Source organism: Haloactinopolyspora sp. (assembly GCF_027324685.1).
Lineage (GTDB): Bacteria > Actinomycetota > Actinomycetes > Jiangellales > Jiangellaceae > Haloactinopolyspora.
The window spans coordinates 1-24,028 of sequence record NZ_DAHVSH010000106.1 but is presented as its reverse complement, the minus strand read 5'-3'; the positions used below and the strand labels follow the sequence as shown (position 1 = coordinate 24,028).

22 protein-coding genes and 1 tRNA gene are annotated in these 24,028 nt (G+C 68.6%); 20 read left to right on the top strand and 3 right to left on the bottom strand.

Translation table 11 applies throughout. The features are described from left to right. Positions 1–636 precede the first annotated feature (636 nt). The 10 genes from M6444_RS12295 (at position 637) to dinB (ending at position 12,192) form a co-directional block, all read left to right on the top strand. On the top strand, positions 637–1,257 hold the full coding sequence (locus M6444_RS12295; RefSeq protein WP_298327563.1) for a TetR/AcrR family transcriptional regulator: 621 nt from the start codon (positions 637–639) through the stop codon (positions 1,255–1,257). A gap of 44 nt (positions 1,258–1,301) precedes the next feature. Continuing rightward, a complete protein-coding gene (locus M6444_RS12290) occupies positions 1,302–1,661 on the top strand; it encodes a metalloregulator ArsR/SmtB family transcription factor (protein WP_298327561.1) in 360 nt (119 codons plus the stop codon). A 38-nt stretch (positions 1,662–1,699) separates the two neighbouring features. Beyond that, on the top strand, positions 1,700–2,191 hold the full coding sequence (locus M6444_RS12285) for an NADH-quinone oxidoreductase subunit B family protein (protein WP_298327560.1): 492 nt from the start codon (positions 1,700–1,702) through the stop codon (positions 2,189–2,191). After that, positions 2,188–4,212: a proton-conducting transporter membrane subunit gene (locus M6444_RS12280; protein WP_298327558.1), complete on the top strand. Its 2,025-nt coding sequence runs from the start codon at positions 2,188–2,190 to the stop codon at positions 4,210–4,212. Before M6444_RS12285 ends, M6444_RS12280 begins: the two co-directional genes overlap by 4 nt. Further along, complete coding sequence (locus M6444_RS12275; RefSeq protein ID WP_298327556.1) at positions 4,209–5,159, top strand: NADH-quinone oxidoreductase subunit H; 951 nt, start codon at positions 4,209–4,211, stop codon at positions 5,157–5,159. Before M6444_RS12280 ends, M6444_RS12275 begins: the two co-directional genes overlap by 4 nt. An 8-nt stretch (positions 5,160–5,167) precedes the next feature. Beyond that, a complete protein-coding gene (locus M6444_RS12270) occupies positions 5,168–5,824 on the top strand; it encodes a hypothetical protein (protein ID WP_298327553.1) in 657 nt (218 codons plus the stop codon). Continuing rightward, positions 5,824–7,302 carry a proton-conducting transporter membrane subunit gene (locus M6444_RS12265; RefSeq protein ID WP_298327550.1) on the top strand — a complete coding sequence of 493 codons (1,479 nt, stop codon included), beginning with the start codon at positions 5,824–5,826 and terminating at the stop codon, positions 7,300–7,302. The genes M6444_RS12270 and M6444_RS12265 overlap by 1 nt, the downstream gene beginning before the upstream one ends. Beyond that, complete coding sequence (locus M6444_RS12260; RefSeq protein ID WP_298327547.1) at positions 7,299–8,813, top strand: NADH-quinone oxidoreductase subunit C; 1,515 nt, start codon at positions 7,299–7,301, stop codon at positions 8,811–8,813. Before M6444_RS12265 ends, M6444_RS12260 begins: the two co-directional genes overlap by 4 nt. Positions 8,814–8,974: 161 nt before the next feature. Beyond that, positions 8,975–10,963 carry a TetM/TetW/TetO/TetS family tetracycline resistance ribosomal protection protein gene (locus M6444_RS12255; protein ID WP_298327542.1) on the top strand — a complete coding sequence of 663 codons (1,989 nt, stop codon included), beginning with the start codon at positions 8,975–8,977 and terminating at the stop codon, positions 10,961–10,963. A gap of 32 nt (positions 10,964–10,995) precedes the next feature. Further along, positions 10,996–12,192 carry a DNA polymerase IV gene (gene dinB, locus M6444_RS12250; protein ID WP_363326342.1) on the top strand — a complete coding sequence of 399 codons (1,197 nt, stop codon included), beginning with the start codon at positions 10,996–10,998 and terminating at the stop codon, positions 12,190–12,192. 2 nt (positions 12,193–12,194) lie between these two features. On the opposite strand, the gene M6444_RS12245 is transcribed toward dinB, so the two are convergent. Next, positions 12,195–12,584, bottom strand: a complete 390-nt coding sequence (locus tag M6444_RS12245) for a VOC family protein (protein WP_298327536.1) — start codon at positions 12,582–12,584, stop codon at positions 12,195–12,197. A gap of 114 nt (positions 12,585–12,698) precedes the next feature. Here M6444_RS12245 and M6444_RS12240 point away from each other — a divergent pair, with 114 nt between their 5' ends. The 4 genes from M6444_RS12240 to M6444_RS12225 all read left to right on the top strand — a co-directional run bounded on the left by M6444_RS12240 (position 12,699) and on the right by M6444_RS12225 (position 15,252). Next, positions 12,699–12,980: a hypothetical protein gene (locus M6444_RS12240; RefSeq protein WP_298327533.1), complete on the top strand. Its 282-nt coding sequence runs from the start codon at positions 12,699–12,701 to the stop codon at positions 12,978–12,980. An 85-nt stretch (positions 12,981–13,065) separates the two neighbouring features. Next, entirely contained in the window at positions 13,066–13,392 is a 327-nt protein-coding gene (locus M6444_RS12235; RefSeq protein WP_298327530.1) for a hypothetical protein, read from the top strand. A gap of 59 nt (positions 13,393–13,451) precedes the next feature. After that, positions 13,452–14,048 (top strand): hypothetical protein, encoded by a 597-nt coding sequence (locus M6444_RS12230; RefSeq protein WP_298327527.1) that lies wholly within the window; start codon positions 13,452–13,454, stop codon positions 14,046–14,048. Between the two features lie 46 nt (positions 14,049–14,094). After that, a complete protein-coding gene (locus M6444_RS12225) occupies positions 14,095–15,252 on the top strand; it encodes an amidase (protein WP_298327523.1) in 1,158 nt (385 codons plus the stop codon). On the opposite strand, the gene M6444_RS12220 is transcribed toward M6444_RS12225, so the two are convergent. Next, on the bottom strand, positions 15,200–15,958 hold the full coding sequence (locus M6444_RS12220) for a DUF4386 domain-containing protein (protein WP_298327520.1): 759 nt from the start codon (positions 15,956–15,958) through the stop codon (positions 15,200–15,202). The genes M6444_RS12225 and M6444_RS12220 overlap by 53 nt on opposite strands. A gap of 872 nt (positions 15,959–16,830) precedes the next feature. After that, positions 16,831–16,904: transfer RNA gene (locus tag M6444_RS12215), tRNA-Gly, on the bottom strand. A 267-nt stretch (positions 16,905–17,171) separates the two neighbouring features. Here M6444_RS12215 and M6444_RS12210 point away from each other — a divergent pair. The 6 genes from M6444_RS12210 to M6444_RS12185 all read left to right on the top strand — a co-directional run. Next, entirely contained in the window at positions 17,172–17,441 is a 270-nt protein-coding gene (locus tag M6444_RS12210; RefSeq protein ID WP_298327517.1) for a hypothetical protein, read from the top strand. 322 nt (positions 17,442–17,763) lie between these two features. After that, positions 17,764–19,032 (top strand): glycine betaine/L-proline ABC transporter ATP-binding protein, encoded by a 1,269-nt coding sequence (locus M6444_RS12205; RefSeq protein ID WP_298327514.1) that lies wholly within the window; start codon positions 17,764–17,766, stop codon positions 19,030–19,032. Beyond that, positions 19,029–19,904 (top strand): proline/glycine betaine ABC transporter permease, encoded by an 876-nt coding sequence (locus M6444_RS12200; protein WP_298327511.1) that lies wholly within the window; start codon positions 19,029–19,031, stop codon positions 19,902–19,904. Before M6444_RS12205 ends, M6444_RS12200 begins: the two co-directional genes overlap by 4 nt. Before the next feature lie 41 nt (positions 19,905–19,945). Continuing rightward, entirely contained in the window at positions 19,946–20,980 is a 1,035-nt protein-coding gene (locus tag M6444_RS12195) for a glycine betaine ABC transporter substrate-binding protein (RefSeq protein ID WP_298327508.1), read from the top strand. A 230-nt stretch (positions 20,981–21,210) separates the two neighbouring features. Next, complete coding sequence (dcd, locus tag M6444_RS12190) at positions 21,211–21,798, top strand: dCTP deaminase (protein ID WP_298327505.1); 588 nt, start codon at positions 21,211–21,213, stop codon at positions 21,796–21,798. A 53-nt stretch (positions 21,799–21,851) separates the two neighbouring features. Next, on the top strand, positions 21,852–24,028 hold a 2,177-nt coding region (locus M6444_RS12185; RefSeq protein WP_298327502.1), incomplete at its 3' end, for a heterodisulfide reductase-related iron-sulfur binding cluster.

The following is a 24,028-nucleotide window of genomic DNA, read 5'->3' as shown; positions in this document are numbered from 1 at the left end:
TGGCCACGATGGTCAATCTCGGCGCGCGCTATCTGTTCTGGCGGCGCAACCACAACGCGATCGTCGGTGACACGCCGAACATCCGGGTGAAACGAGGCCCGCGCGTCATCGAGAGCGGGGGCGAGCACGGCCGCTTCCGCGCCCAGTGAGAATCGACCGGACGAGCTCAGGACGGCATGGGTGCGAAGTCGCTGAGCTCGAAGTGCAGCGTTCGGGTGCGCATGAACGTGCGATGCGCCAACGGCACGACCAGTCCGTGCAGGAATTTGTACTTGCGAGCCAGCAACCGCGCGGCGCGGCGGGCTTCGTCGCCGTCGAGTAGGCGGGCCTGCGCCTGCAGAGTCGGTCCGGTTGGCTCTCCCGGAACGTGGCTGCGCAGAACCGTACCTCCGGGAAGTTGCGCAGGCGTTTGCTCTTGCCCGACTTGTCGTACGTGCGCACGTACGCGTGGTCGCCGTCGACGACGATGCTGACCGGGGTCGGTACCCAGGTGCCGTCACGCTTGCGGGTGCTGAGCAGGATCGTGCCTTGCCGGACGAACGCTTGCAAGGCGGCCGGCGTCGGGGTTGGTGTGCTCATGGTGATGACCTCATCGATCGGGAAGTAAGTAGTTACTTGCCACGGTGCCATCGGATCATGGCATCGACACGGGACAGGTTGCTCAGCGAGGGCATGCGGCTGTTCGGCGAACAGGGATACGCGGCGACATCGGTGGCGCAGATCGAGGCCGCCGCCGGCTTGTCGGCCGGGTCCGGCAGCCTGTACAAGCATTTCCGCTCGAAAGAGGAGTTGCTCACTGCGGGGCTGGAGCGGCTGCTCAGCGGTGGGGAGTACGCGACGCCCGCACTGGCGGCGCCGGAGGGATCCGGCGTGGCCGAGAAGCTGAGCGCCGTCGCGCGCGCCGGACTGCGTCGCCTCGACGAAGACCGTGATCTCAGCCGCTTGCTGTTCCGCGGGTTGGAATCCTTCCCTGCGCTGTTGCAGCGCTTCGGCGATGAGGAGATCAGCCGTGTTCATCGAGCGACGACGGCGATGCTGACCGAACTGGCCGGCGAGCGCGCCGACGACGTCGATTGGGCGGCGGTGGCCCTGGTCCTCCAGGGGGCGACGGCGCACTACTGGCTGCTGAGCGACCTGTTCGGCGAGCACCCGACCGGTATCGACGAGGGACGGTTCGTCGACGCGCTCGTCGCCATGGCCACGGCGCTGATCGCCGGCACGGCAACGGCTCGAGACGAGTCGCCGTCAGGGCCCTAACGGATTTATCAGTTGCAAGATTTCGTAAGTGATACATTGATCAGGTGACGACTCCGCTACATCAGGTGAAGGCCGACTTCTTCAAGACGCTCGGGCACCCCATCCGTATCCGGGTCCTCGAGCTGCTCAGCGAGCGCGAGCACGCGGTGAGCGAGATGCTTCCGCACGTCCAGGTCGAGCCGTCGCACCTGTCGCAACAGCTGGCCGTATTGCGTCGCGCCGGCCTGGTCACCACCCGCAAGGAAGGCTCCGGCGTCTACTACTCGCTGACCAGCTCGCATGTAGCGGAACTGCTCAGCCAAGCCCGCATCATCCTCACCACCGTCCTGGTCGGCCAGGCCGAGTTGCTCGAAGACCTGCGCGCCGACGCCGCGGGAGCCGGCGACCGGACGGCCCCTCAGTGAGGTTCCTGACCACCCCTGTTGTTACGTGAAAGTGTGCGATGGGTCTGCTACGTAAGATCATCAAGACCGGTCGGGTGGCCGAGCCCGCCCCGCCGAAGCCGGAGGCCGACCAGCCCGAGCACCGTGCCGAACTGGGCCAGCTGGCCGGTTCGGTCCAGGTGCGTCACGTGGACGCGGGTTCGTGCAACGGCTGCGAGGTCGAGATCGGCTCCGCGTTCGGCCCGGTCTACGACGCCGAACGCTACGGTGCGCGGCTGGTGGCCTCACCACGGCATGCCGATGCATTGCTGGTGACCGGGCCGGTGACGCGCAACATGACCGAGCCGCTGCGGCGCACTTATGACGCCGTGCCGGCGCCCAAGGCAGTGATCGCGGTCGGCGACTGCGCACGCAACTGTGGCGTGTTCGCCGGTGCGTACGGCGTGACCGGCGCGGTCCGTGATGTGGTCCCGGTGGACGTGGAGGTCGCGGGCTGCCCGCCGCGGCCGGAGGCGATCGTCGAAGCGTTGCGTGGGCTGGCTGGGCGATGAATCCAGTTGGACTGAGCTGGGCGGTCGCGCTCGGCGGGACGGTCGCGGCTGCGCTGGCTGCTCTGGCCGGGCCTCATCGCAGCCGACGCGTCGTGGTCGGTGTCCTCACGGCGATCAGCGGCGCGGCCGGTGTCGCTGCCGGGGTGGGCGCGCTGACCGGCTCGACGTTCACCGTGGCGCTGCCTGAGCTGCTTCCGCTGTTCGGCCTCCGGTTTCACCTCGACCCGCTCGGCGGGGTGTTCGTCGCCGTCACCGGCGGCGTCACCATGGCCGCGGCCGTGTACGGGATCGGCTACACCCGCCAGGGGCTCGAGGGACGAGTGGTGCAGGCCGGTGTCCCCGTCTTCGTGGCCTCGATGTTGCTGGTTCCTGCCGCGGCGAGCGTCGCGACGTTCCTGGTCACCTGGGAGCTGATGGCGCTGACGTCGTTGCTGCTGGTCCTCGCCGAGCACCGGCGACGGCAGCAGGTCGCCGAGGCGGGGTTGTGGTACGCGGTGATGACCCATCTGGGCCTTATGGCCATCATGATCGGGCTGGTGCTGCTGGCTGCGCACGCACCCGACGACGGGTTCGCGGCGCTGCGCGACGCCGCCGGTGGGCTGTCGCCGGCGATGTCGGCCACCGTGTTCGTGACGACGCTGGTGGGCTTCTCGTCCAAGGCGGGGGCGGTGCCGCTGCACGCGTGGCTCCCGCGGGCACACCCGGAGGCGCCGAGCCACGTCTCCGCGCTGATGTCGGCGGCCATGGTCAGCCTCGGTGCGTACGGCATCATGCGGGTCGGGTTCGACCTGCTCGGCGGCGGCCCGCGCTGGTGGTGGTGGCTGGTCCTCGCCATCGGCGTGGTGTCCGCGGTGTACGGGATCCTGCAGGCCGCGATGAGCACCGACCTCAAGCGGATGCTGGGCTACTCCACGACCGAGAACATGGGATTGGTACTGATCGGCCTCGGTGCAGGCGGCATGTTCGCTGCAGCCGGTCAGCATGTGTTGGCCGGGCTCGCGCTGGCCGCGGCGCTGCTCCACGTGATCAACCACGCGGCGTTCAAGACACTGCTGTTCCTCGGGGCCGGCTCGGTCCTGCACGCCACCGACACCCGTGATCTCGACGCCCTGGGCGGACTACGCGACCGTATGCCGGCGACGACGGCGCTGTTCGGGCTCGGCGCGCTGGGAGCCTCCGCGCTGCCGCCGGGCAATGCGTTCGTCAGCGAGTGGCTGTTGTTCCAGGGGCTGGTGCACGGCCTGCCGAACGGTGGTCCGGGAACCTATGTCGTCGTGCCGATCGCGGTCGCGGCCGTGGCGCTGACCGCTGGGTTGGCGATCGCGACGTTCGTCAAGGCGTTCGGGGTCGGGTTCCTGGCCAAACCGCGCACGCAGGCTGCGTACCGAGCGGTCGAGAGCCCGGCGACCATGCTCGTCGGCATGGGTCTGGCCGGTGCCGTGTGCGCCGCCTTGGCGCTGCTGCCCACGCGCGTGGTGCCGGCGCTGGCCGACGCCGTCGCCGTCACCACGCCCGCCGTGACCCGCCCGGCGGTCGAAGGCGACCTGACGCTGCGACTCGTCGGGGTGACCGGCTCGTTGTCGCCACTGCTGCTGACGGTGACCTTGCTGGTCGCCGTGGTCGGTACCGCGGCCGGGGTCCGGCTGGTCGCCACGCGCCGCGCTCGGCGTCAGGCGAGGCTGTGGGATTGTGGGGCCGGCCCGATGTCGGCGCGGATGGAGTACACGGCGACGTCGTTCGCCGAACCGCTGCAGCGCGTGTTCGACGACGTCATCGAACCCGAGCAGGGTGTGGACGTCACGCATCATCGCCAGTCGCGCTACCTCGTCGACACCATCGTGTATCGGCGCCGCGTTCCGGATCGGATCGAACGCCGGCTGTACCAACCCGTTCTCGCGCTCGTGCGCGCCTGGGGCGTGCAGGGTCGCCGTCTGGCCAACGGCAGTGTGCACCGGTACCTGGGCTACGGCTTCTGCAGCATCGTCGTCGCTCTGGTCATGCTGGCGGTGACCTGGTCATGAGCGTGATCGGTGGGGTCGCAGCGGCGGGACTGCAGGTGCTCGCGGTCGGTGCCGGTGCACCGTTGCTCATCGGCGTGATGCGCCAGGTTCGGGCCCGGTTGGAGGGCCGCGTGGGCGCCGGTGTCGGACAGCCGTGGCGCGACCTGCGCAAGCTGATGCGCAAGGAGCCGCTGAGCCCACGCGGCACCAGCGAGGTGTTCCGGATCGCTCCGCTGATCCTCGTGGCGACCACTCTCATCGTCGCCGCCGTGGTTCCGCTGGTGACGACGGCGTCACCCCTCGACTCGGCGGCCGACCTGTTCGCCGTGGTCGCGCTGCTCACGTTGGGCGCTGTCGCCCTCGCGCTGGCCGGCATCGACACCGGCACCGCGTTCGGCGGCATGGGCGCCAGCCGCGAGATGACGATCGTCGCGCTGGTCGAGCCCACCCTCCTGCTCGCGGTGCTGGCCGTGTCCGTCCGGGTCGGCTCCACGAACCTCAGCCAGATCGTGACGTCGACGCTCGACGATCCCGCCCGGGTGATCTCGCCGGTGACCGTGTTGGCGGCGACCGCCCTCGCGGTCGCGATCATCGCCGAGACCGGACGGCTGCCCGTCGACAACCCGTCCACCCATCTGGAGTTGACCATGGTCCACGAGGCCATGGTGCTCGAGTACGCCGGTCCCGACCTCGCGCTGGTCGAATGGGCTTCGGCGATGCGGCTCACGGTGTTCCTCGGCCTGTTCGCCGGCCTGTTCGCGCCCTGGGGCATCGCCACGAGCGGCAGCGTGGCCGCACTGGCCGTCGCCCTCGTGGTGTTCATGATCAAGGTGGCCGTCCTCGGCGTCGCGCTCGCGGCCGGAGAGGTGTTCCTGGCCAAGCTCAGGCTGTTCCGCGTGCCCGAACTGCTCGCCGGATCGTTCGTGTTCGCTCTGCTCGCCGTCGTCGCCTCCTTCTTTCTCGCCTAGGACGATCAGTGACCGACATCTCCGTGCAGTTGCTCTACCTCGCGTGTGGGGCGTTCCTGCTCACCGCTGTGCTGGTGGTGTGGCGGCGCGAACTGGCCGCCATCATCCGGCTGTTCGCCTTGCAGGGTGTCGCGCTGAGCGGCATCGCAGCGGTGCTGGCCGTGCACGAACGCTCTCTCGAGCACGCCGTGCTCGCCGCCGGCATCTGCGCGCTGCGGGCGGTGATCCTGCCGCAGGTCGTGCGCCGTGCCCTGCCCCCGACCGGCCCGGCACGTGAGACCCGCCCGCTGGTCAACGTCGCCGCATCGCTGCTGGCCGTGGCGGTTCTCGCGCTGCTCGCCTACGTCGTGGCCCAGCCTCTGGTGCAGCTGTCGCCGTCGCCGGTGACGCGTGCCATTCCCGTCGGGCTGACGGTCGTGCTGATCGGGTTCTTCGTCCTGGTCACCCGCCGCCGCGCGGCCTCGCAGGTCATCGGCTTCCTGCTCATCGACAACGGGGTCACCGCGGTCGCGTTGCTGACCACCGCGGAGATCCCGCTCGTGGTCGAGCTCGGCGTCTCGCTCGACGTCTTGCTGGCCGTGCTCGTCCTCCAGCTCCTGGCGGTACGGATGAGGGCGACGTTCGGCAGTACCGAATTGGACGAGTTGACGGAGCTGCGGGACTGATGACGACGACCGTACTGGTGGTCCTGCCGGCGCTGATCCCGGTGACGGGCGCCGTCGGCTACGCGGTGTTCGGTTGGCGACGCGCCACCCGTTGGCTCGGACCGGCCGCGGCCGCCGCGCTGCTGGCGACGAGCATCGTCCTGGCCGCGCACGTCACCCGGGAGGGTTCGAGCGCCACACTCGGCGGGCTGGTGCGAGTGGACTCGCTCAGTGCCTACATGCTGATCGTCATCGGTGCCGTGGCCATGCTCGCCACTTTGGCGACCCCGTCTTACCTCGACACCGAGATCCGGGCCAAGCGCGCCACCGCCCGCACCGCCGCCCGGCACAACCTGCTGGTCCAGGCATTCCTGACGGCCATGGTGGCGGTGGTGCTCGCCGCGAATCTGGGCGCGCTGTGGGTCGGGGTGGAAGCCACCACCATCGTCACGGCGTTCCTGGTGGGCCATCGGCGCACCCGCGCAGCCGTCGAGGCGGCGTGGAAGTACGTCGTCATCGGCTCGGTCGGCATCGCCGTGGCGTTCCTCGGCGTCGTGCTGCTCAACTACGCCTCGCTGCACGCCGGGGACGCCGGGCTGGACTGGCGCGCGCTCGGCGACACCGCGGCGAATCTCGACCCCGGTGTCACCCGCATCGCGGTGGCCCTGCTCATCATCGGGTTCGGTACGAAGGTCGGCCTCGCGCCGCTGCACGCGTGGTTGCCCGACGCGCACGGGCAAGCCCCGGCGCCGGTGTCGGCGCTGATGTCCGGGGTGCTGCTCGCGGTGGCGTTCTACGCGATCCTGCGAGTCAAGGTCATCGCCGACGCCGCGCTCGGGGTCGAGTTCACCCGGACGCTGCTCGCCGTGCTCGCGCTGGCGACGCTCGTCGTCGCGGCGTCACTCCTGCTGGCCCAGCGCGACTACAAACGCATGCTCGCCTACTCGAGCATGGAGCACATGGGCCTGATCGCGCTCGGGACCGCGGCCGGGACCCAGGTCGCCGTCACCGCAGTCCTCCTGCACATCCTCGGGCACGGACTCGTCAAAGCCGTCGTGTTCCTCGGCGCCGGACGGGTGCAGCAGACCACGGGCAGCAGCTTGATCGAGGACGTTCGTGGTCTCGTGGCACGTCAGCCGCTGCTGGCCGGCTGCTTCGGCCTCGGTGTCCTCGCCTTGGTCGCCATGCCGCCGTTCAGCCTGTTCGCCAGTGGCCTGGGCGTGGTCCGTGCCGGTTACGCCACCGGCCTCGGGTGGGCCACCACCGCCGCGCTCGTGCTCGTGCTGGTCATCGGGGCCGCTTTGCTGACGCACACCGCGCGGATGCTGCTCGGCGCCCCCCGCGAGGGGCCTGGCACCCCTGGCTTGGTCTCGCCTCTTCCGGCTGCGACCGCTGTCGTGCTGGTAGCCGGGCTGACCGTCTGCGCCGTCATCGGGATCGCGCCTGGCCCGCTCGCCGGGCTGCTCGAGGCCGCAGCCGCTTTGGTAGGAGCATCATGATCAACGATCCGGTTCGCCTCCCGGTCGGACACCGCCGCAGCGCGTCCACCATCACCCCGGACGACCTGCTCGCCACGGCAGCCGACCTGCTCGCCGACGGATTCCGGGTCGCGCTGGTAGCCGGACACGACGACGGCGACCAGGTGCGTGTCGTCTACCTGTTCACCGCCGCCGACCCGGACCGTCGCGTCGAGCTGCACGTGCCGCTCGACGCCGCACACCCGCACGTGCCCAGCCTGGCCGGCCTGTCGTTTCCGGCCGGGCGGTTCGAGCGCGAGATGCATGACCTGTTCGGCGTCGTGCCCGAACACCACCCGCTGCCGCGGCGACTCGTCCGGCATTTTCACTGGCCGCGTGGTTGGTATCCGATGCGACACGACGCCGGCGAGCCACCGGAGTTCGGCGACGTCGACGGGCCGTACGACTTCCGCGCCGTGGAGGGGCCCGGCGTCTACGAGATCCCCGTCGGCCCCGTGCATGCCGGGCTGATCGAACCGGGGCACTTCCGGTTCTCCGTGGTCGGCGAGACCATCCTCAACCTCAAAGCCCGGCTGTGGTTCGTCCACAAGGGCCTGGAGAAGCTCTTCCACGGCCGGACCCCCGACGACGCCGTGGAGCTCGCCGAGCGCATCAGTGGCGACACCGCGGTGGGGCACACGCTGGCTTTCTGCCTCGCCGTCGAGGACGCCCTGGGCCTCACGGTCTCCGCGGAGGCCCAGGCCGCTCGTGGCGTCCTGTTGGAGCTCGAGCGTCTCTACAACCACGTCACCGACATCGGCGCGCTGTGCAACGACGTCGGCTACGGCATCATCAACGCGCAGACGGGCCGGGTGCGCGAGCAACTGCTACGTATCAACGAGACGGTCACCGGCCACCGGCTGCTACGCGGAGCGATTCGCCCCGGCGACACCACGCTGCGCCGGCCACCCGATCCTGGTGTGCTGGCCGGCATCGCCGCCGACGTCGCCGAGATCGTCGACCTCGCTCTCGCCCAGAGCGTCGTGCGTGAACGCTTCACCGCGACCGCGATTCTGACCCGGGCGCAGGCTCGCGACATCGGCACCCTCGGCTACGTCGCCAGAGCCAGCGGCCTCGACACCGACGCCCGGCGGGACCACCCGTCCAGCCCGCTGGGGCCTGCCTTCGCCGTGCACACCGAGACCGGCGGCGACGTCCTCGCGCGGTTCACCGTTCGCGCTACGGAGGTGCAGACGTCGGCCCGGGTGATCGCGGAACTGCTCACCGGCGCCGGCGAGTCCGCCACCGAGGCGTCGCCTCGACCGGCGGGGACCGTGCCCGCTTCGGGAGTCGGCATCGCCGAAGGGTGGCGCGGCACGATCGTGCATCGCGTCGAACTCGGCCCGGACGGGCGGCTGAGCAGGGTCAAGGTCGTCGACCCGTCGTTCTTCAACTGGCCTGCGCTACCGGTCGCGCTGACCGACACGATCGTTCCTGACTTTCCGCTGGTGAACAAGAGCTTCAACTTGTCTTACGCAGGCAACGACTTGTAGCTCTCGCGGGGGCGCGGTGCTGGCGGGCGGGAAAATCTGTTGCCGTGCGCCGGTGGCCGACCGCTACGATCCAACCTCCACGAATTCGACCCGAGGAGTCACCATGCGCCGAGCGTTCATGTCCGCCCAGAAAGGAGTTCCCTATTCGAAGGACATGACGCTTGACCACCACAGTGAACCTCGGGATCGTCGCTCACGTCGACGCCGGTAAGACCAGTCTCACCGAGCGGCTGCTGTATGCCGCCGGCGTCATCGACCGGATCGGCCGGGTCGATGACGGTACTACGCGCACCGACTCGCTGGCTCTGGAGCGCGAACGCGGAATCACGATCAAATCAGCCGTCGCCTGTTTCGACGTCGGCGACGTCACCGTCAACCTGATCGACACGCCGGGCCATCCAGACTTCATCGCCGAGGTGGAGCGGGTGCTCAGCGTGCTCGACGGCGCGGTGCTCGTCGTGTCGGCCGTCGAGGGCGTCCAGCCGCAGACCCGGATACTGATGCGCACGCTGCGACGGCTGCGTATTCCGACCGTGATCTTCGTGAACAAGATCGACCGAGCCGGCGCGCGGCCGGGACGAGTCCTGCGTGAGTTGAGCGAGAAGCTGTCGCCGGCCGTGATCGACATGGCTTCAGCGCACGAGCCCGGCACCCGCGGCGCCTCGGTCGAAACCCACGACGCCTCGCACGGGTCGTTCGTTTCGCGGCTACTCGAGACGCTCACCCAGGGCGACGATGCGCTTCTGGCCGAGTACGTCGACGACGAGACGGCCATGACGTATACGCGGTTGCGCGCGTCGCTAGCCCAGCAGGTGCGGCAAGCCCTGGTGTTCCCGGTGTTCTACGGCTCCGCTGTCACCGGCGTCGGTGTGGACGAACTGGTCGCCGGCGTCACCGAACTGTTGCCCGCCGCCGAGGCCGACGCCGACGGCCCGGTCTCGGGCACGGTGTTCGCCATCGAGCGCGGCCCCGGCGGTGAGAAGATCGCCTGCATCCGCCTGTTCTCGGGAACGGTGCGGGTGCGTGAGCGGTTGCGCTTCGGCGCCGGCCGCGAAGCCAAGGTCACCGCGATCACCGGTACAGACGCTCGCGCTCACCGCACAGCGGTGACGGCGGGGCAGATCGGCCGGGTCTGGGGCCTGGGCGAGGCGCGGGTCGGCGACGCCGTCGGCGAAACACGGTCCGACCACCGGCACGGGCAGCACTTCGCACCGCCGACGCTGGAGGCCGTGGTCGTACCCAGCCGCCACAGCGACAACGCGGTGTTGCATGCGGCGCTCATGCAATTGGCCGATCAAGATCCACTGATCAACCTGCGCCTGGACGGCGTCAGGCAGGAGATCCTGTTGTCGCTCTACGGCGAGGTCCAGAAGGAGGTCATCCAGACCACGCTGGCCGCGGAGTTCGGCGTCGACGTGACGTTCCGGGAGACGACGACGGTGTGTATCGAGCGGCCGGTCGGGATCGGCGAGGCGGTCGAGTTCAAGGACGCCGACGAGACGAATCCGTTCCTCGCGACCGTGGGGTTGCGAGTGGAACCCGCGCCGGTGGGCAACAGCGTCACGTTCGGCCTGGATGTCGAGCTGGGGTCGATGCCGTACGCCTTCATCAAGGCGGTGGAGGAGACGGCGCGCGAATCGCTGCAGCAGGGGCTTTACGGCTGGCAGGTCCCGGACTGCATCGTCACCATGACGCATTCCGGGTACTACGCGCGGCAGAGTCATGCTCACGGCACTTTCGACAAGAGCATGTCGAGCACGGCCGGGGATTTCCGCCGCCTGACCCCACTGGTCCTGATGACGGCGTTGCGCCAGGCCGGCACCCGCGTCTGTGAGCCGATCCATCGCTTTCACCTCGAGTGCCCGGCTGATGCGCTCGGCCGGGTTCTGCCCGCGCTGTCCAAGTACGGCGCGATCCCGCAGACCACCCGGACGCGCAGGTCGTCAGCCGTCGTGGAGGGCGAGATTCCAGCCGCGCGAGTGCATGCCCTGCAGCAGCGGCTGCCGACTCTCACCCACGGGGCCGGCATGCTGGAAGCGGAGTTCGGCCACTACGAGGCCGTGCGCGGTGCGCCCCCGGTGCGTCAGCGCACTGATCACAACCCTCTCGACCGCAAGGAGTACCTGCTGCACGTGGTCCGGCGCGTCTGAGTCTGGCCATGCCGGAGGATAGATGCGAACATGTGTTCGTGAGCGTGGTGGCCGGGATGTTGCATGCCGACCTGGACGCCTTCTATGCGTCGGTCGAGCAGCGTGACGACGCGCGCTTGCGCGGCAAGCCGGTCATCGTCGGCGGCGGTGTCGTGCTGGCGGCCAGCTACGAGGCGAAGGCCTACGGCGTCCGCACCGCCATGGGTGGTGCGCAGGCCCGCCGGTTGTGTCCGCAGGCCATCGTCGTCCCGCCGCGGATGTCGGCCTACAGCGAGGCCAGCGCGGCGGTGTTCGACATCTTCCGGCGCACCACGCCCGTGGTCGAAGGGTTGTCCATCGACGAGGCGTTTCTCGACGTCAGCGGGTTGCGCCGGTTGGCCGGGCCGGCGGCCGGCATCGCCGAGACGTTACGTCGTGAAGTGCGCGAGCAGGTGGGGCTGGCCATCACCGTCGGGGTGGCCCGCACGAAGTTCCTCGCCAAGGTCGCCAGCGCGGTCGCCAAGCCCGACGGGTTGCTGGAGGTGCCGCCCGACGCCGAGCTCGCCTTCCTGCATCCGCTGCCCATCGAGCGGTTGTGGGGCGTCGGTGAGATCACGGCTGGAAAGCTGCGGCGCCGCGGCATCGAGACGGTCGGCGACATCGCCCAACTCGGCCAGTCGGCGCTGACCGTCATCCTCGGCAAGGCCGCCGGCCGGCACCTGTACGCGCTCGCGCTCAACCGGGATCCGCGCCCGGTCGAGGTCGGCCGGCGCCGGCGCTCGATGGGCGCTCAGGCCGCGCTCGGCCGCGGCCCGCGAACCCCCGAGGAGCTCGACGCCGTGCTCGCCGCGCTGGTCGACCGCGTCGCCCGGCGGTTGCGACGGGCTCGGCGGGTGAGCCGCACCGTGGTGCTCCGGCTGCGTTTCGGCGACTACACCCGGGCCACCCGCTCGCACACCTTGCCCGAAGCGAGCGCCGACACCGCGCAGCTCCTGGGTACGGCGCGGGCGCTGCTCGCCGCCGCGGTGCCGATCATCCAGGCGCGCGGGGTGACGCTGATCGGGGTGGCGTTGACGAATCTCGGCGGCGACGGCGCCGTCCAGCCACCGCTGCCGTTCGACCAGCGCGCGAACCACACCCTGGACGCCAGCGTCGACGACGTGCGCGACCGCTTCGGCTCGTCCGCGCTCACCCGGGCCGCCCTGCTCGGGCGTGACCTCGGCCCCGCCGTGCCACTCCTGCCGGACTGAGCTCAGGGGCAGCGGGTGGCCAAGACGCAGAACTCGTTGCCCTCCGGATCGGCCAGGCACACCCAGCTCTCCTCGCCGGTCTGCCCGACGTCGACATGACTTGCGCCGAGCTCGAGCAGGCGGCGGACCTCCTCGTCCTGCTCTCGGTCGGTGGCGTTGACGTCCATGTGCAGCCCGTTCTTGCCGGCCTTGCCCTCGGGCACCCGCGCGAACGTCAGTGTCGGCGGCACGGGGCCGGGAGCGTTGCGGCCCTCCGGTGCGGCAGGGGAGCCGATGGTGACGATCTCGTCGTCGCGGTCCAGCACTTCGTAGTCGAGGACCGAGCACCAGAACCGGGCGAGACGGTCCGGATCGGCACAGTCGATCGCCAGTTCGGTGAACTTACTGCTCACGTCAGGCCTCCCGGTCGCCTCGCTGGTCGGACCGAGCATTCTAGGCGTGACCGAGCGGGCGGGTTCGGGTCGGCGCGGTGGCGATCATGGGAACATGTGTTCGACAATGGTCGTGTGAGTTCCGGGATGTCCAGCCGTGATCAGCCGCCACATGTGCTGCGGCGCCGCGCTGTGCTGAACATGCATTGGCCGCGCAAGCCTGCCTCGTTCAAAGACCACGATCCCATCCCGGTCACGGTGCGCGTGGTCTGGGCGCAAGACGGCGAGGAGTACCTGCCGGGTGAGGCGGTCCGGTGGGATGCCGATCACGTGTACGTCCGCATCGACGACGCACGCTGTGGCGGCAACGGGGTGTGGGTGAAGCCGGCCGACGTCTATCGGAGCCTGCCCGAATGACCGCTGCGTTCTCGCGGCCGGGGCGTGAGGATCACTCCCCTGGGTACCGAACCCGTATCAGCGCGTCGAGGAGGTGCCGGGCGGAATGCCACAGAAGCAGTGGAGCAAGAAGCGCGAACGGCAGTACGAGCACGTGAAGTCCGGGCTGAAGGATCGCGGCTACAAGGAGGACACGGCCGAAGAGATCGCCGCACGCACGGTCAACAAGGAACGCGCGCAGTCCGGCGAGGCCGACCAGAAGAGCAAGTCGTCCACCAAGGACATCTCCGCTGGTCGTCGCGGTGGCAAGCGTTCGGGTAGCGGCCCCGGCGGGCGGACCAAGGACCAGCTCTACGCCGAGGCCAAGCGCAAGGGCATCAAGGGCCGGTCCACGATGAACAAGCGCGAACTCGAGAAGGCCGTCGGGCGCTGAACCCGGCGGACGAGGCGTAGATCATCGCGTGAACGGGCGCGGCACGCGATGATGTCGGCGTGGCCGACGCATCCGACCTTCAGGACGAAGCGCTCTGGCATGGGGGCCGGTACGAACTGGCCCTCGAGCTCGGAGATCGCGACGAGTCTCGGTTGCAGGCTGCCCTCCAGGCTGTTTGGGGTGCCGCAGAGGTGGAGGGCTGCCTGGGGCCGACGGACGGCCGGCCGCCCGGCTACCACGACGTGCCGTGCACGGTAGAGCATGTCGAGCGCCATGGGTGGCTGGCCGGGGTGGCGCGACTGCCGAGGGGCCGGTCCGTCGTGGTGGCCGCGCGGGTGATCCGCCAGCGTTCCGGCACCGACTGGCTGGTGTTCTTCGTGCCCGTGGTAGCGCTGGAGTTGGCCGAGCCGCGCAGCGCCGCCTTCGGCTTCCGCGGCGCCGATTCGTTGCTGTGGCGGCGACCGCTGGATCGGTGGCTGGCTCGTCTCGGTCAGAGCGTGCACCGGGTGGCGCCATGCCGGCTGGGTCTGATCGGACCGGACGTGGCCGCGTTGACCACCGCACGCAAGTTGGCCGGTGCGCCTCCAGCCGAGCGGTGGGCCGGTTTTCTGCTTCCCCAGGGGGCCGAGCTGGTCTATCTCGCCGCAGATCGATGAGCCGATCCATGATCGCTCGGGGTCCGCTATGAGGCAAGATGTCCATATGACCCGGAATGCCACGTGGCTGATTCGGCTGGATGCCGACGGCGACGGGCCGCGTGTGGCGGTGAAGGACTGCATCGACGTCGTCGGTACGCCCACCACGGTCGGTTGCGCTGCCGTCGCCCGTGATGCGAAGAGTGCGAGATTCGACGCCCCGGTGGTGCACCATGCCCGCCAACAAGGCGCGCGGATCGTGGGCAAGACCAATCTGGTGGAGCTGTGTCGCCACGCCGACGGGCTCAATCTCTGGACCGGAACCCCGCTGAATCCGCTCGACCCCGATTGTATCCCCGGCGGATCCTCCAGCGGCTCCGCGGTCGCCGTGGCGACGAACGAGGCCGACGTGGCGTACGGGACGGACACTGGCGGGTCGGTGCGGGTCCCGGCGGCGTGCTGCGGCATCGCGGGGCTGAAGACCACGGCCGGGCGCCTGTCGACGCAGGGGGTCTTCGAGTTTTCGCGGACGCTCGACACCGTGGGCCCGCTGGCCCGCGACGTCGCGGGGCTGGCGACCGGTATGGGGCTGATGGAGCCGGGTTTCCGGCCGGCTGAGCGGGTCGATGTGACGACGGTGGCCAGGTTGCGCTTCGCGCGCACCGATCAGGTCGTCGACGACGCGGTGGATGAGGCTCTCGACGAGGCGCAGATCCGCACCACCGACGTGTGGATCCCGGAATGGGAAGACTGGATCGAGGCCGCGAACGACCTCATGATGGCCGAGGGCCACGCTGCTCATCGCCACCTGCTGGACCAGGCAGACGGGCTGGAGGAGCGCCATATCGAGGGCATCGAGAAGGGCGGCGCCATCACCGCCGCGCACGTCGTCGCCTGCCGGCGTCTCCAGGTGACTGCGCAGCTCCGGCTGCGCAGCCTGCTGGTGCACTACGACGTGCTGGCCTTGCCCACGTTGCTGACGCTACCGCCGCGCATCGGCGAAGCCGTGCCCACGACGTATCTGACCGTTCCGCTGAACTTCGCCGGAGTGCCCGCGGTGGCCGTGCCGCTGCGCCGGCCGGGTGGCTTGCCGGCGTCGCTGCAACTCGTCGGTGGCTGGTACGAGGAGGAGCGGCTGCTCGGATTCGCTGCCCTGGTGGAGTCTCGAGTGGCTACCGACGCCGACCGTTCCCAGCCAGTCCCCCGTGCAACCCAGCTTGAATAGCGGCCGGTCTGAACCCCTTCGCGATGAGGTAGATACCGAACGACAGCTCCCAGATGAACTCCGGGATCGTCGCAAGCGCTTGTGCCGTGGACCCGCGCTCGGTGACGTCGAACATGATCGCGACGCCGACGGCCGCGAGCAGCGGACCGCCGATGAGTCCCAGCATCGCCAAGCCTCGTGGCACCAGTTCGGTCCGATACATCAGATAGCCGAGGATCATGCCGTTGGCGACACCGGCGAAGATCCCCGGGCCGACCAGGAAGGCCCGATCGTAGATCGCGACCAACGCCTCCCCGACCGCCGTGTCCGCGCCGGCTGTGCCTTCCTGGCGCAAGAAGAGGAACGTCAGCATGCTGAGGACGCCGACACCGATGAACAACCCTTCGACGAGGCGGGCGGCCACATAGCCCAGAGCGAGCTGTTCGCTGTAGCGCCGGAACAACGCGTACGGCACGACCGCCGTCCCGACGTTGGCGACGATGAGCGCAAGCTCGAGTGTGGCCCCCATCGCCACGCTGAACGTGGGGTCGGCGCCGACCCCGGTGATGTAGTCGGGGTTGTCCCGCACCGGGGCGTAGAAGACGAAGTAGGCGGGGATCGAGGTGACGAACGTGGCCACCATCAACCAACCCGTGAGGCTGGCGATCTTCCGCGTGTCCAGCGTGTCGGTGACCATGTTGGTCTGTTGCTGTCTGTTGATACTCATGTGAGTCCCCCCGAGCGGGCATTGGTGGCGCTCGGCGGATTGTCGAGTGACGAGATGCCAACGCTCGGGGTTCAGAATGAGCTGGCTCATCACGCGTGTCTAGAGGCCACCGCGCATGTTGTCAGGCGCCCGCTGGGATTCCCGGCGTGCGGCTTGAGGTTTGGCGCGGGCGGAGGGCCGGGGCGTCGTCACCGGTGCGGTTACCGCAGTGGTCGACAGTTGCCAGCGACGTCACCCTCTGGAAATCGAGCCCGTGACGGATGACGACGACGATCCGGATACAGACGACGATCCGGAAAACATGAGAGCAGGGTGACGGGAATCGAAGCTTCGTTATCAGCTTGGGAACTGGCTCGTCCCAGCGTTTCCACAGCTAGGGGCTCATCTGGACGCCTGGGTGCCGACGGCCTTACGGATCATGAACGCCAACGGATTGCCGACGAGCGTCGCGCACGTATGGCGGCGGAGGCACCGCGAGTCGATGGTCGGGTGAAGCGCACGCTCCGTCCTCCGTGCGCGGCTGGCACGACGGTTTGGCTTGGCCTAGACGACGCGGGAATCGGCGGCGTCTCGATGTACTCGGAGCGAGATGGCGCGGACGACGTGCGACTCCCCATAGTGGCCGTGGCCAGGCGCTATCGAGGCCTGGGCGGCGCGTGTGCTCGCGAAACGCTGGAGTAGTGCCTGCTCCAGGTAGACGGTCGTGCGCGTGATGCCGTTCTTGGTCGCCGCGTGGCGGAAGCTGGCGGTGATGCAGATGGGAGTTCGTTTCGCGCTGGATTGCGCTGATCTACGCAGCACGCGACCGGACATCAGGTGGGAAAGTGAGCGGCCAAGGTCGCGAAATTGCCGTTGAGTTGGGCCGGAACCAGTGGAGCGGGTGACGGGAATCGAACCCGCGTTGTCAGCTTGGGAAGCTGGCGTTCTACCATTGAACTACACCCGCAGACGCCGCCTGAAGGCGGCGACGACCAGAGCATACCCGGTCCGGCCATGGTGGGTACAACTCCCTACGTCCGGGCAGCCAGGACGATTTGGACCGGCAGCCGGATGGTGAAAACCGAACCGGCACCTTCGACGCTCGTGACCTCCACGGTGCCGCGGTGACCTCGTCGTCCGCGTCCAGAGTCAACTCCACACCGGCGTGGTCGGCCGACGCCCGATGCGCTGCGATCACCTGCCGGGCCAGGGCGGCGATGTCGGTGGGTTCAGGATGCATCCGCAGCTGTCCGGCGTCGGCGAGCGCGAGGTCCTGGAGATCGTCGATGAGCCGCTGCAGCAGGGACGACTCCTCCAGCAGCGAACTGATCAGGGCGCGGTCGAGTTCCACCACACCGTCCTCGGTCGCCTCGAGGTAGCCGCGGACGTCCGCCTGGCCGTCGCATCACCGCTTCTCGGCGCCATGATCGGGCTCGTGGCTGGGACGTATCCGGCGTGGCGCGCGTCCAGAACCGAGCCGATCGCAGCGCTACGCAGCGGTTAGCATGCTGACGTCCGAGCCTCGAAACTGTGTCTCGCTCAGCGGACGCTGGGGCAACGATCCGGTTGCGATCCATGCCGAAGGGCACGTCAGCAGGACCTTTCGCGCACTGTCCGCCGTTTGTTCGGTAGCCTCGCGATAGACCAGGGAGCGAGTGGGGGCTCGCGCGGACGTCTTCGGCGGCATGAACGTGCCTGTGCCGATGTCCCGATATTCCTCATTCGCCCGACACGTCGCGTGGCTCACCGGCTGCCTGCGTAGGCGCCGACAAGCCCTCGCCCGGGTAGCCCGGTGCGTCGCGTGGCTGATCGACGAGAGGTGAGGCGTGACCGCGGTACGCGCGGAAGGGCTATTCAAAGTCTTCGGCCGCAAGCAAGACGAAGCAGTCCGTCGGTTGCTGGACGGCGCTAGTCGTGAAGAGGTGACGAAACTCGGCGCGACGCCGGCCGTCATCGACGCATCGTTCGAGGTGCAACCGGGTGAGATCTTCGTGGTGATGGGCCTGTCCGGGTCCGGGAAGTCCACGTTGATCCGGATGCTCAACGGCTTGTGGACGCCGACGGCGGGTAGCGTGTACGTCGACGACGTCGACATCGCCAAGATCGACGCGGCCAAGCTCCGGCAGGTGCGGCAGCAGAAGATCAGCATGGTGTTCCAGCACTTCGCGCTGCTCCCGCACCGCACGGTGCTCGAGAACGCGGCCTATGCGCTGGACATCCAGGGCGTCAGCAAGGAGGAGCGCCGAGCCAAGGCCGTCGAGGCCCTCGAGCTGGTCGGGCTGAAGGGCTGGGAGGACAAGTACCCCGCTCAGCTCTCCGGCGGCATGAAGCAACGTGTCGGCTTGGCGCGCGCACTGGCCGCGGGCAGCGACATCATGCTGATGGACGAGGCGTTCTCCGCCCTCGACCCGCTGATCCGGCGCGAAATGCAGGACCAGCTGGTCGAGCTGCAGGCGAGCCTGAACAAGACGATCGTGTTCATCACCCACGACCTCAACGAGGCAATGCGCTTGGGCGATCGCATCGCCGTCATGCGCGATGGCCGGATCGTGCAGATCGGCACGGCCGAAGAGGTCCTCAACGACCCCGCGAACGACTACGTCGCGCAGTTCGTCGCCGACGTCGACCGCACCCGGGTGCTCACCGCTTCCAGCGTCATGGAGAAGCCCCAGTACGTGGTCAACGCCGACGCGGGCCCGCGTGAGGCGCAGCACGTCATGCGAGAGAAGCACGTGAGCGCCGCCTTCGCCGTCGGGCGTCGGGACAATCGGCTGCACGGCGTGGTGTACGATGAGGACGTCGTCGCCGCGGTCAAGCGTGGCGACCAGAAGCTCGACAAGATCATCAAGAACGACGTCGCCGCGGTGCAGGAGGATGCCTACCTCGCCGACCTGTTCGCGCCGTCTGCGGAGTCGAAGCTGCCGCTCGCGGTCGTCGACCAAGCGGGCAAGCTGGTCGGCGTGGTGCCGCGGGTCACTCTGCTGGCGGCCATGGCCAGCATCACCGAGAGCCCTGACCAGGACCCGGGCGCGCACTCGCTGCAGCCTGTATCGGCCGCCGGAGCAGCCAGCGGACAGGAAGGTGCGGCACAGTGAGTGAGTCGTTCGACGTACTCGAACCGAGGATCGATCTCGGCCAGTGGGTCGAAGACGCCTTCGACTGGTTCACCGAGACGTTCGAAGTCGTCCTCGACGGTATCGACACCGGCCTGGGCTGGGCTTATGAGACGTTGCTGTCGGGGCTGAACGCGCCCCCGTTCCTCGTCATGATCGCCATCTTCGGTGCGCTCGGCTGGCTGGCGCGCTCGTGGCAGTTCGCGATCTTCGCCGTCCTCGGCTTCTACCTGATCGCCGGAATGGACCAGTGGGAGGGCGCGATGCAGACGCTCTCGCTGGTGCTGATCTCAGCGGCGGTGGCGGTCATCCTCGCCGTTCCCATCGGCATCCTGGCGGCGAAGTCACAACCGGTCAGCAACGTCGTGCGGCCCGTGCTCGACTTCATGCAGACCCTGCCGCCGATGGTGTACCTGATTCCCGCGCTGGCGGCGTTCGGTATCGGTGAGGTGCCCGGCATCATCGCGACCGTGGTGTTCGCCATGCCGCCCGGTGTCCGGTTGACCGAACTGGCCATCCGGCAGGTCGACGCCGAGGTGGTCGAGGCCGGCCAGGCGTTCGGATCGCCGCCCGGGCGGATCCTGCGCCAGATCCAGTTGCCGCTGGCGCTGCCGACCATCATGGCCGGTATCAACCAGGTCATCATGCTGGCGCTGTCGATGGTGGTCCTCGCGGCCATGGTCGGCGCGGAAGGCCTCGGCCTCGATGTGCTGTCCGGCCTGAGCAGCCTCAACGTCGCCCTGGGCGTCGAAGCCGGCGTGTCGGTGGTCATCATCGCGATCTATCTGGACCGGATCGTGGCTGCGCTCGCCGATCGGGCGCCGGTCGTCAAGGCGGCAAAGGTCCGTGACTAACCCTTGCGGTACTGCGAAATTTCTGAAGAGAGGATAAGTAGATGCGTCAGTCCAGATCGAGATTCGCCTATGTGACGGCGGCGTTGCTGGCCGGGGGGTTGATGCTCACGGCGTGTGGCTCCGACGACGACGGTGGTGACACCACCTCTGGCGACGGCGGCGACAACGGTTCCGAGACCGAAGTCGAGATGGTCTCCGACGTCGACACCGGGTCGTGCGAGCCGGCTTCCGAGGCCGGGGAGATGCCCGACCCCGAGGGCACCGGTGACGACGAAACCGACATCACCATCGGCGTCTTCGCCGGCTGGGACGAGAACTACGTCGTCTACGAGCTGCTGCGGACGGCGCTGGAGGAGCAGGGCTACACCGTGACCGCACGCGAGCTGCCCGAGGCCGGCGCGGTGTTCACCGGTGTGGCTGACGGCGACATCGACGTCATCGTCGACGCGTGGTTCCCCAACACCCACGCGGCCTACATCGATCAGTTCGGCGACGACCTCGAGGCGATCAGCTGTTGGTTCGACGAGGGCTACCTCACCACGGCGGTCAATGCCGACTCGCCGGCGCAGTCGCTGGACGAGCTGGCCGACTACAAGGAGGAGTACGGCGGGCGCATCGTCGGCATCGAGCCGGGCGCCGGTCTGACCAAGACCACCAAGGAGCAGGTCATCCCGACCTACGGCCTCGAGGACTGGGACTACCCGACCTCCTCGACTCCGGCGATGCTCTCCGAGCTCGAGAAGGCGATGAACTCCGGTGAAAACATCGCCGTGTCGCTGTGGCACCCGCACTGGGCCTACGCCGCGTACGACATCCGTGACCTCGAGGACCCCGAGGGCGCTCTCGGTGAGGCCGAGCGGCTGTACAACGTCGGCCGTCCTGGCTTCAGCGAGGACTTCCCGAATGTCGCGCAGCTGCTCAAGAACCTGTATGTGACCAACGATCAGCTGCTCGAGATCGAGGACATCCTGGTCGTGCAGAACAACCGGGAGCAGAACGCCGAGTCCGTCCAGGCGTGGCTCGACGAGAACCCGGACTTCCTGGAGGACTGGCGCGCCGGAACGCTCGGCGGCTGACGTCCACCTGAGTCCACAGCACTGACGAACTCCCCTGGCCACCCCCACTCCGGGGCGCTGGCCAGGGGAGTTCGGTTTGAATGATCATGTTCACTTGCCAAATCCCTGCCGCGCCACCCATGCACGCCTGTCGGTGCGACAGGTCGCCTGGTGGTGTCCCGCCCGCGCCGTCACGCGCTACCAGCCCTTCCGATGCCACGCGGCCCGCGCACCCTCGGTAGTGTCCCCTTATGCTGCTCTCCGACCGCGACATCAGGGCCGCCGTGGAGTCCAAGCGGGTCCAACTCGACCCGTACGACCCCGACATGGTTCAGCCGTCGAGCATCGACATCCGCCTGGACCGGTACTTCCGCGTCTTCGAAAACCACCGCTACCCGCACATCGACCCGGCACAGGAACAGCCCGGCCTGACCCGCGTGGTCGAACCCGAGCCCGGTGAGCCCTTCGTCCTGCATCCCGGCGAGTTCGTGCTCGCCTCCACGTTCGAGACGGTGACGCTGGGCGACGACGTCGCGGCCCGGCTGGAAGGCAAGAGCAGCCTCGGCCGCCTGGGCCTGCTGACGCACTCCACGGCGGGGTTCATCGACCCCGGCTTCACCGGGCATGTCACGCTGGAGTTGTCCAACGTGGCGACCCTGCCGATGAAACTGTGGCCCGGCATGAAAGTCGGGCAGCTGTGCTTCTTCGCGCTGAGCAGCGCGGTGGACGAGCCGTACGGCTCTCAGCGGCACGGGTCTCGTTATCAGGGCCAGCGGGGACCGACGCCGAGCCGTTCGTACCTGAACTTCCACCAGGGCGATACGGCGGACACGGACTAGTTACTCGCGGGTAATGTAGGGCGCGATTCGACCAGCTAAGGGGGCCGAGCCTCATGCAGTACGTGGCTATCGTCGTGGCGCTGGGTGTCACGGTGTTGGCGCTGACGGTGTTCACCGACGCCGTCGTACGTATGGTGCGCGTCATCCGGCTCGGGCAGCCCGCGCCAGGTCTGAAAGACAACCCGCGGCAGCGCACGGCGACGTTGCTGCGTGAGTTCCTCGGGCACACCCGGATGCTGAAGCGCCCGGTCGTCGCCGTCGCGCACTGGTTCGTCATGATCGGCTTCTTCACGCTGGTGTTCACGCTGATCACGGCGTACGGGCAGCTGTTCGATGCGTACTACGCGCTGCCGTTGATCGGGCACTGGATCCCGTTCGAGTGGTTCACCGAGGCGATCACGTGGCTGACGCTGATCGGCATCGTCGTGCTGATCGTGATCCGGCAGCGTTCGCACCCGCGCACCCATGGCCGTCGCTCGCGGTTCTTCGGTTCGACGTTCTGGGAGGCCTACTACGTCGAGTTCACCATCACCGCCATCGCGCTGAGCATCATCGCGTTGCGGGCGATGGAGTACCGCCTGTTCGGTGACGCGCTGCACTTCCCGCTGACGGCGTTCATCGGCTCGGCGTTCGAGGGCATGGCCACCGGCGACGTCGAACTCGCGATCCACGTGGTGGCAGCGTTCAAGATCGTCGTGTCGTGGGCGTTCTTCACCGTCATCGCGTGGAAGTTGACGATGGGGGTCGCCTGGCACCGCGGGCTGGCGTTCTTCAACATCTACTTCAAGCGCGAGAGCGACGGACGTCCGGCGCTCGGCGCAGCCAAGCCGCTCACCGTCGGGGGCGAGCCGGTCGACTTCGCCAACATCGAGGACCTCGACGAGGACGCTTCGCTGGGCGTCGGCGCCATCGAGGACTTCTCCTGGAAGGGCCTGCTCGACTTCTCGACGTGCACCGAGTGCGGACGGTGCCAGTCGCAGTGCCCGGCGTGGCACACCGACAAGCCGCTGTCGCCGAAGCTGCTGGTCATGAACCTGCGCGACCACGCGTATGCGAAGGCGCCGTACCTGCTGGCCGGTGGCGGAAAGGATCTGGCCGGCGACGAGAAGGCGAGCGCCGAGCAGTTGGCCGATGTCCCGGCCGAGGCGCTGGCCGAGGCCGAGCGGCCCATCGTCGGCCCGGCCGAGGCCGGCGGCGTGATCGATCCCGACGTTTTGTGGTCGTGTACGACGTGCGGGGCGTGTGTCGAGCAATGCCCGGTCGACATCGAGCACGTCGACCATATTCTCGACCTGCGGCGCTACCAGTCGCTCATCGCGACGGAGTTCCCGAACGAACTGAACGGGCTGTTCAAGAACCTCGAGAAGGCCGGCAACCCGTGGGGTGTCAGCGGCTCGAAGCGGATGGAGTGGGCTGCGGACCTGCCGTTCGAGGTCAAGGTGGTCGGCTCCGACGTCGAGTCGCTCGACGAGGTGGACTGGCTGTTCTGGATCGGCTGCGCGGGTGCGTACGAGGACCGCGCGAAGAAGACCACCCGCGCCGTGGCCGAGCTGCTGCACACCGCCGGCGTCTCGTTCGCCGTGCTCGGCGACGGTGAGACCTGCACCGGAGACCCGGCCCGCCGCGCCGGCAACGAGTTCCTGTACCAGCAGCTCGCGCTGCAGAACGTCGACGTGCTGCGGGAGAGCAAGGCGGTGCGCGTGGTGTCGACGTGTGCGCACTGCTTCAACACGCTGAAGAACGAGTACGCCCAGCTCGGCATCCAGCTCGAGGTCGTGCACCACACGCAGCTGCTCAACCGCCTGGTCCGCGAGGGCAAGCTGACCCCGGTGGCGGCGGAGCCCGGCGCGGTGGCGGGTCGCCCGGTGACCTATCACGACCCGTGCTACCTCGGCCGGCACAACCAGGTCTACGAACCGCCGCGGGAGCTGGTCGGTGCGGTGCCCGGGATGGAGCTGCGCGAGATGCCCCGCAGTGGGTCGACGTCGTTCTGCTGTGGTGCTGGCGGTGCGCGGATGTGGATGGAGGAGCGCATCGGCAAGCGCATCAACACCGAGCGGACCGAGGAAGCGCTGGCGACCGGCGCCGAGGCGATCGCCGTAGGGTGCCCGTTCTGCCGGGTGATGCTCTCTGACGGGCTCACCGAGGCGCAGGCTGACGGTCGAGGCGAGGGCGTCGAGGTCGTGGACGTGGCGCAGCTGCTGCTGGCGGGGGTCAAGCGGGGCGCGGC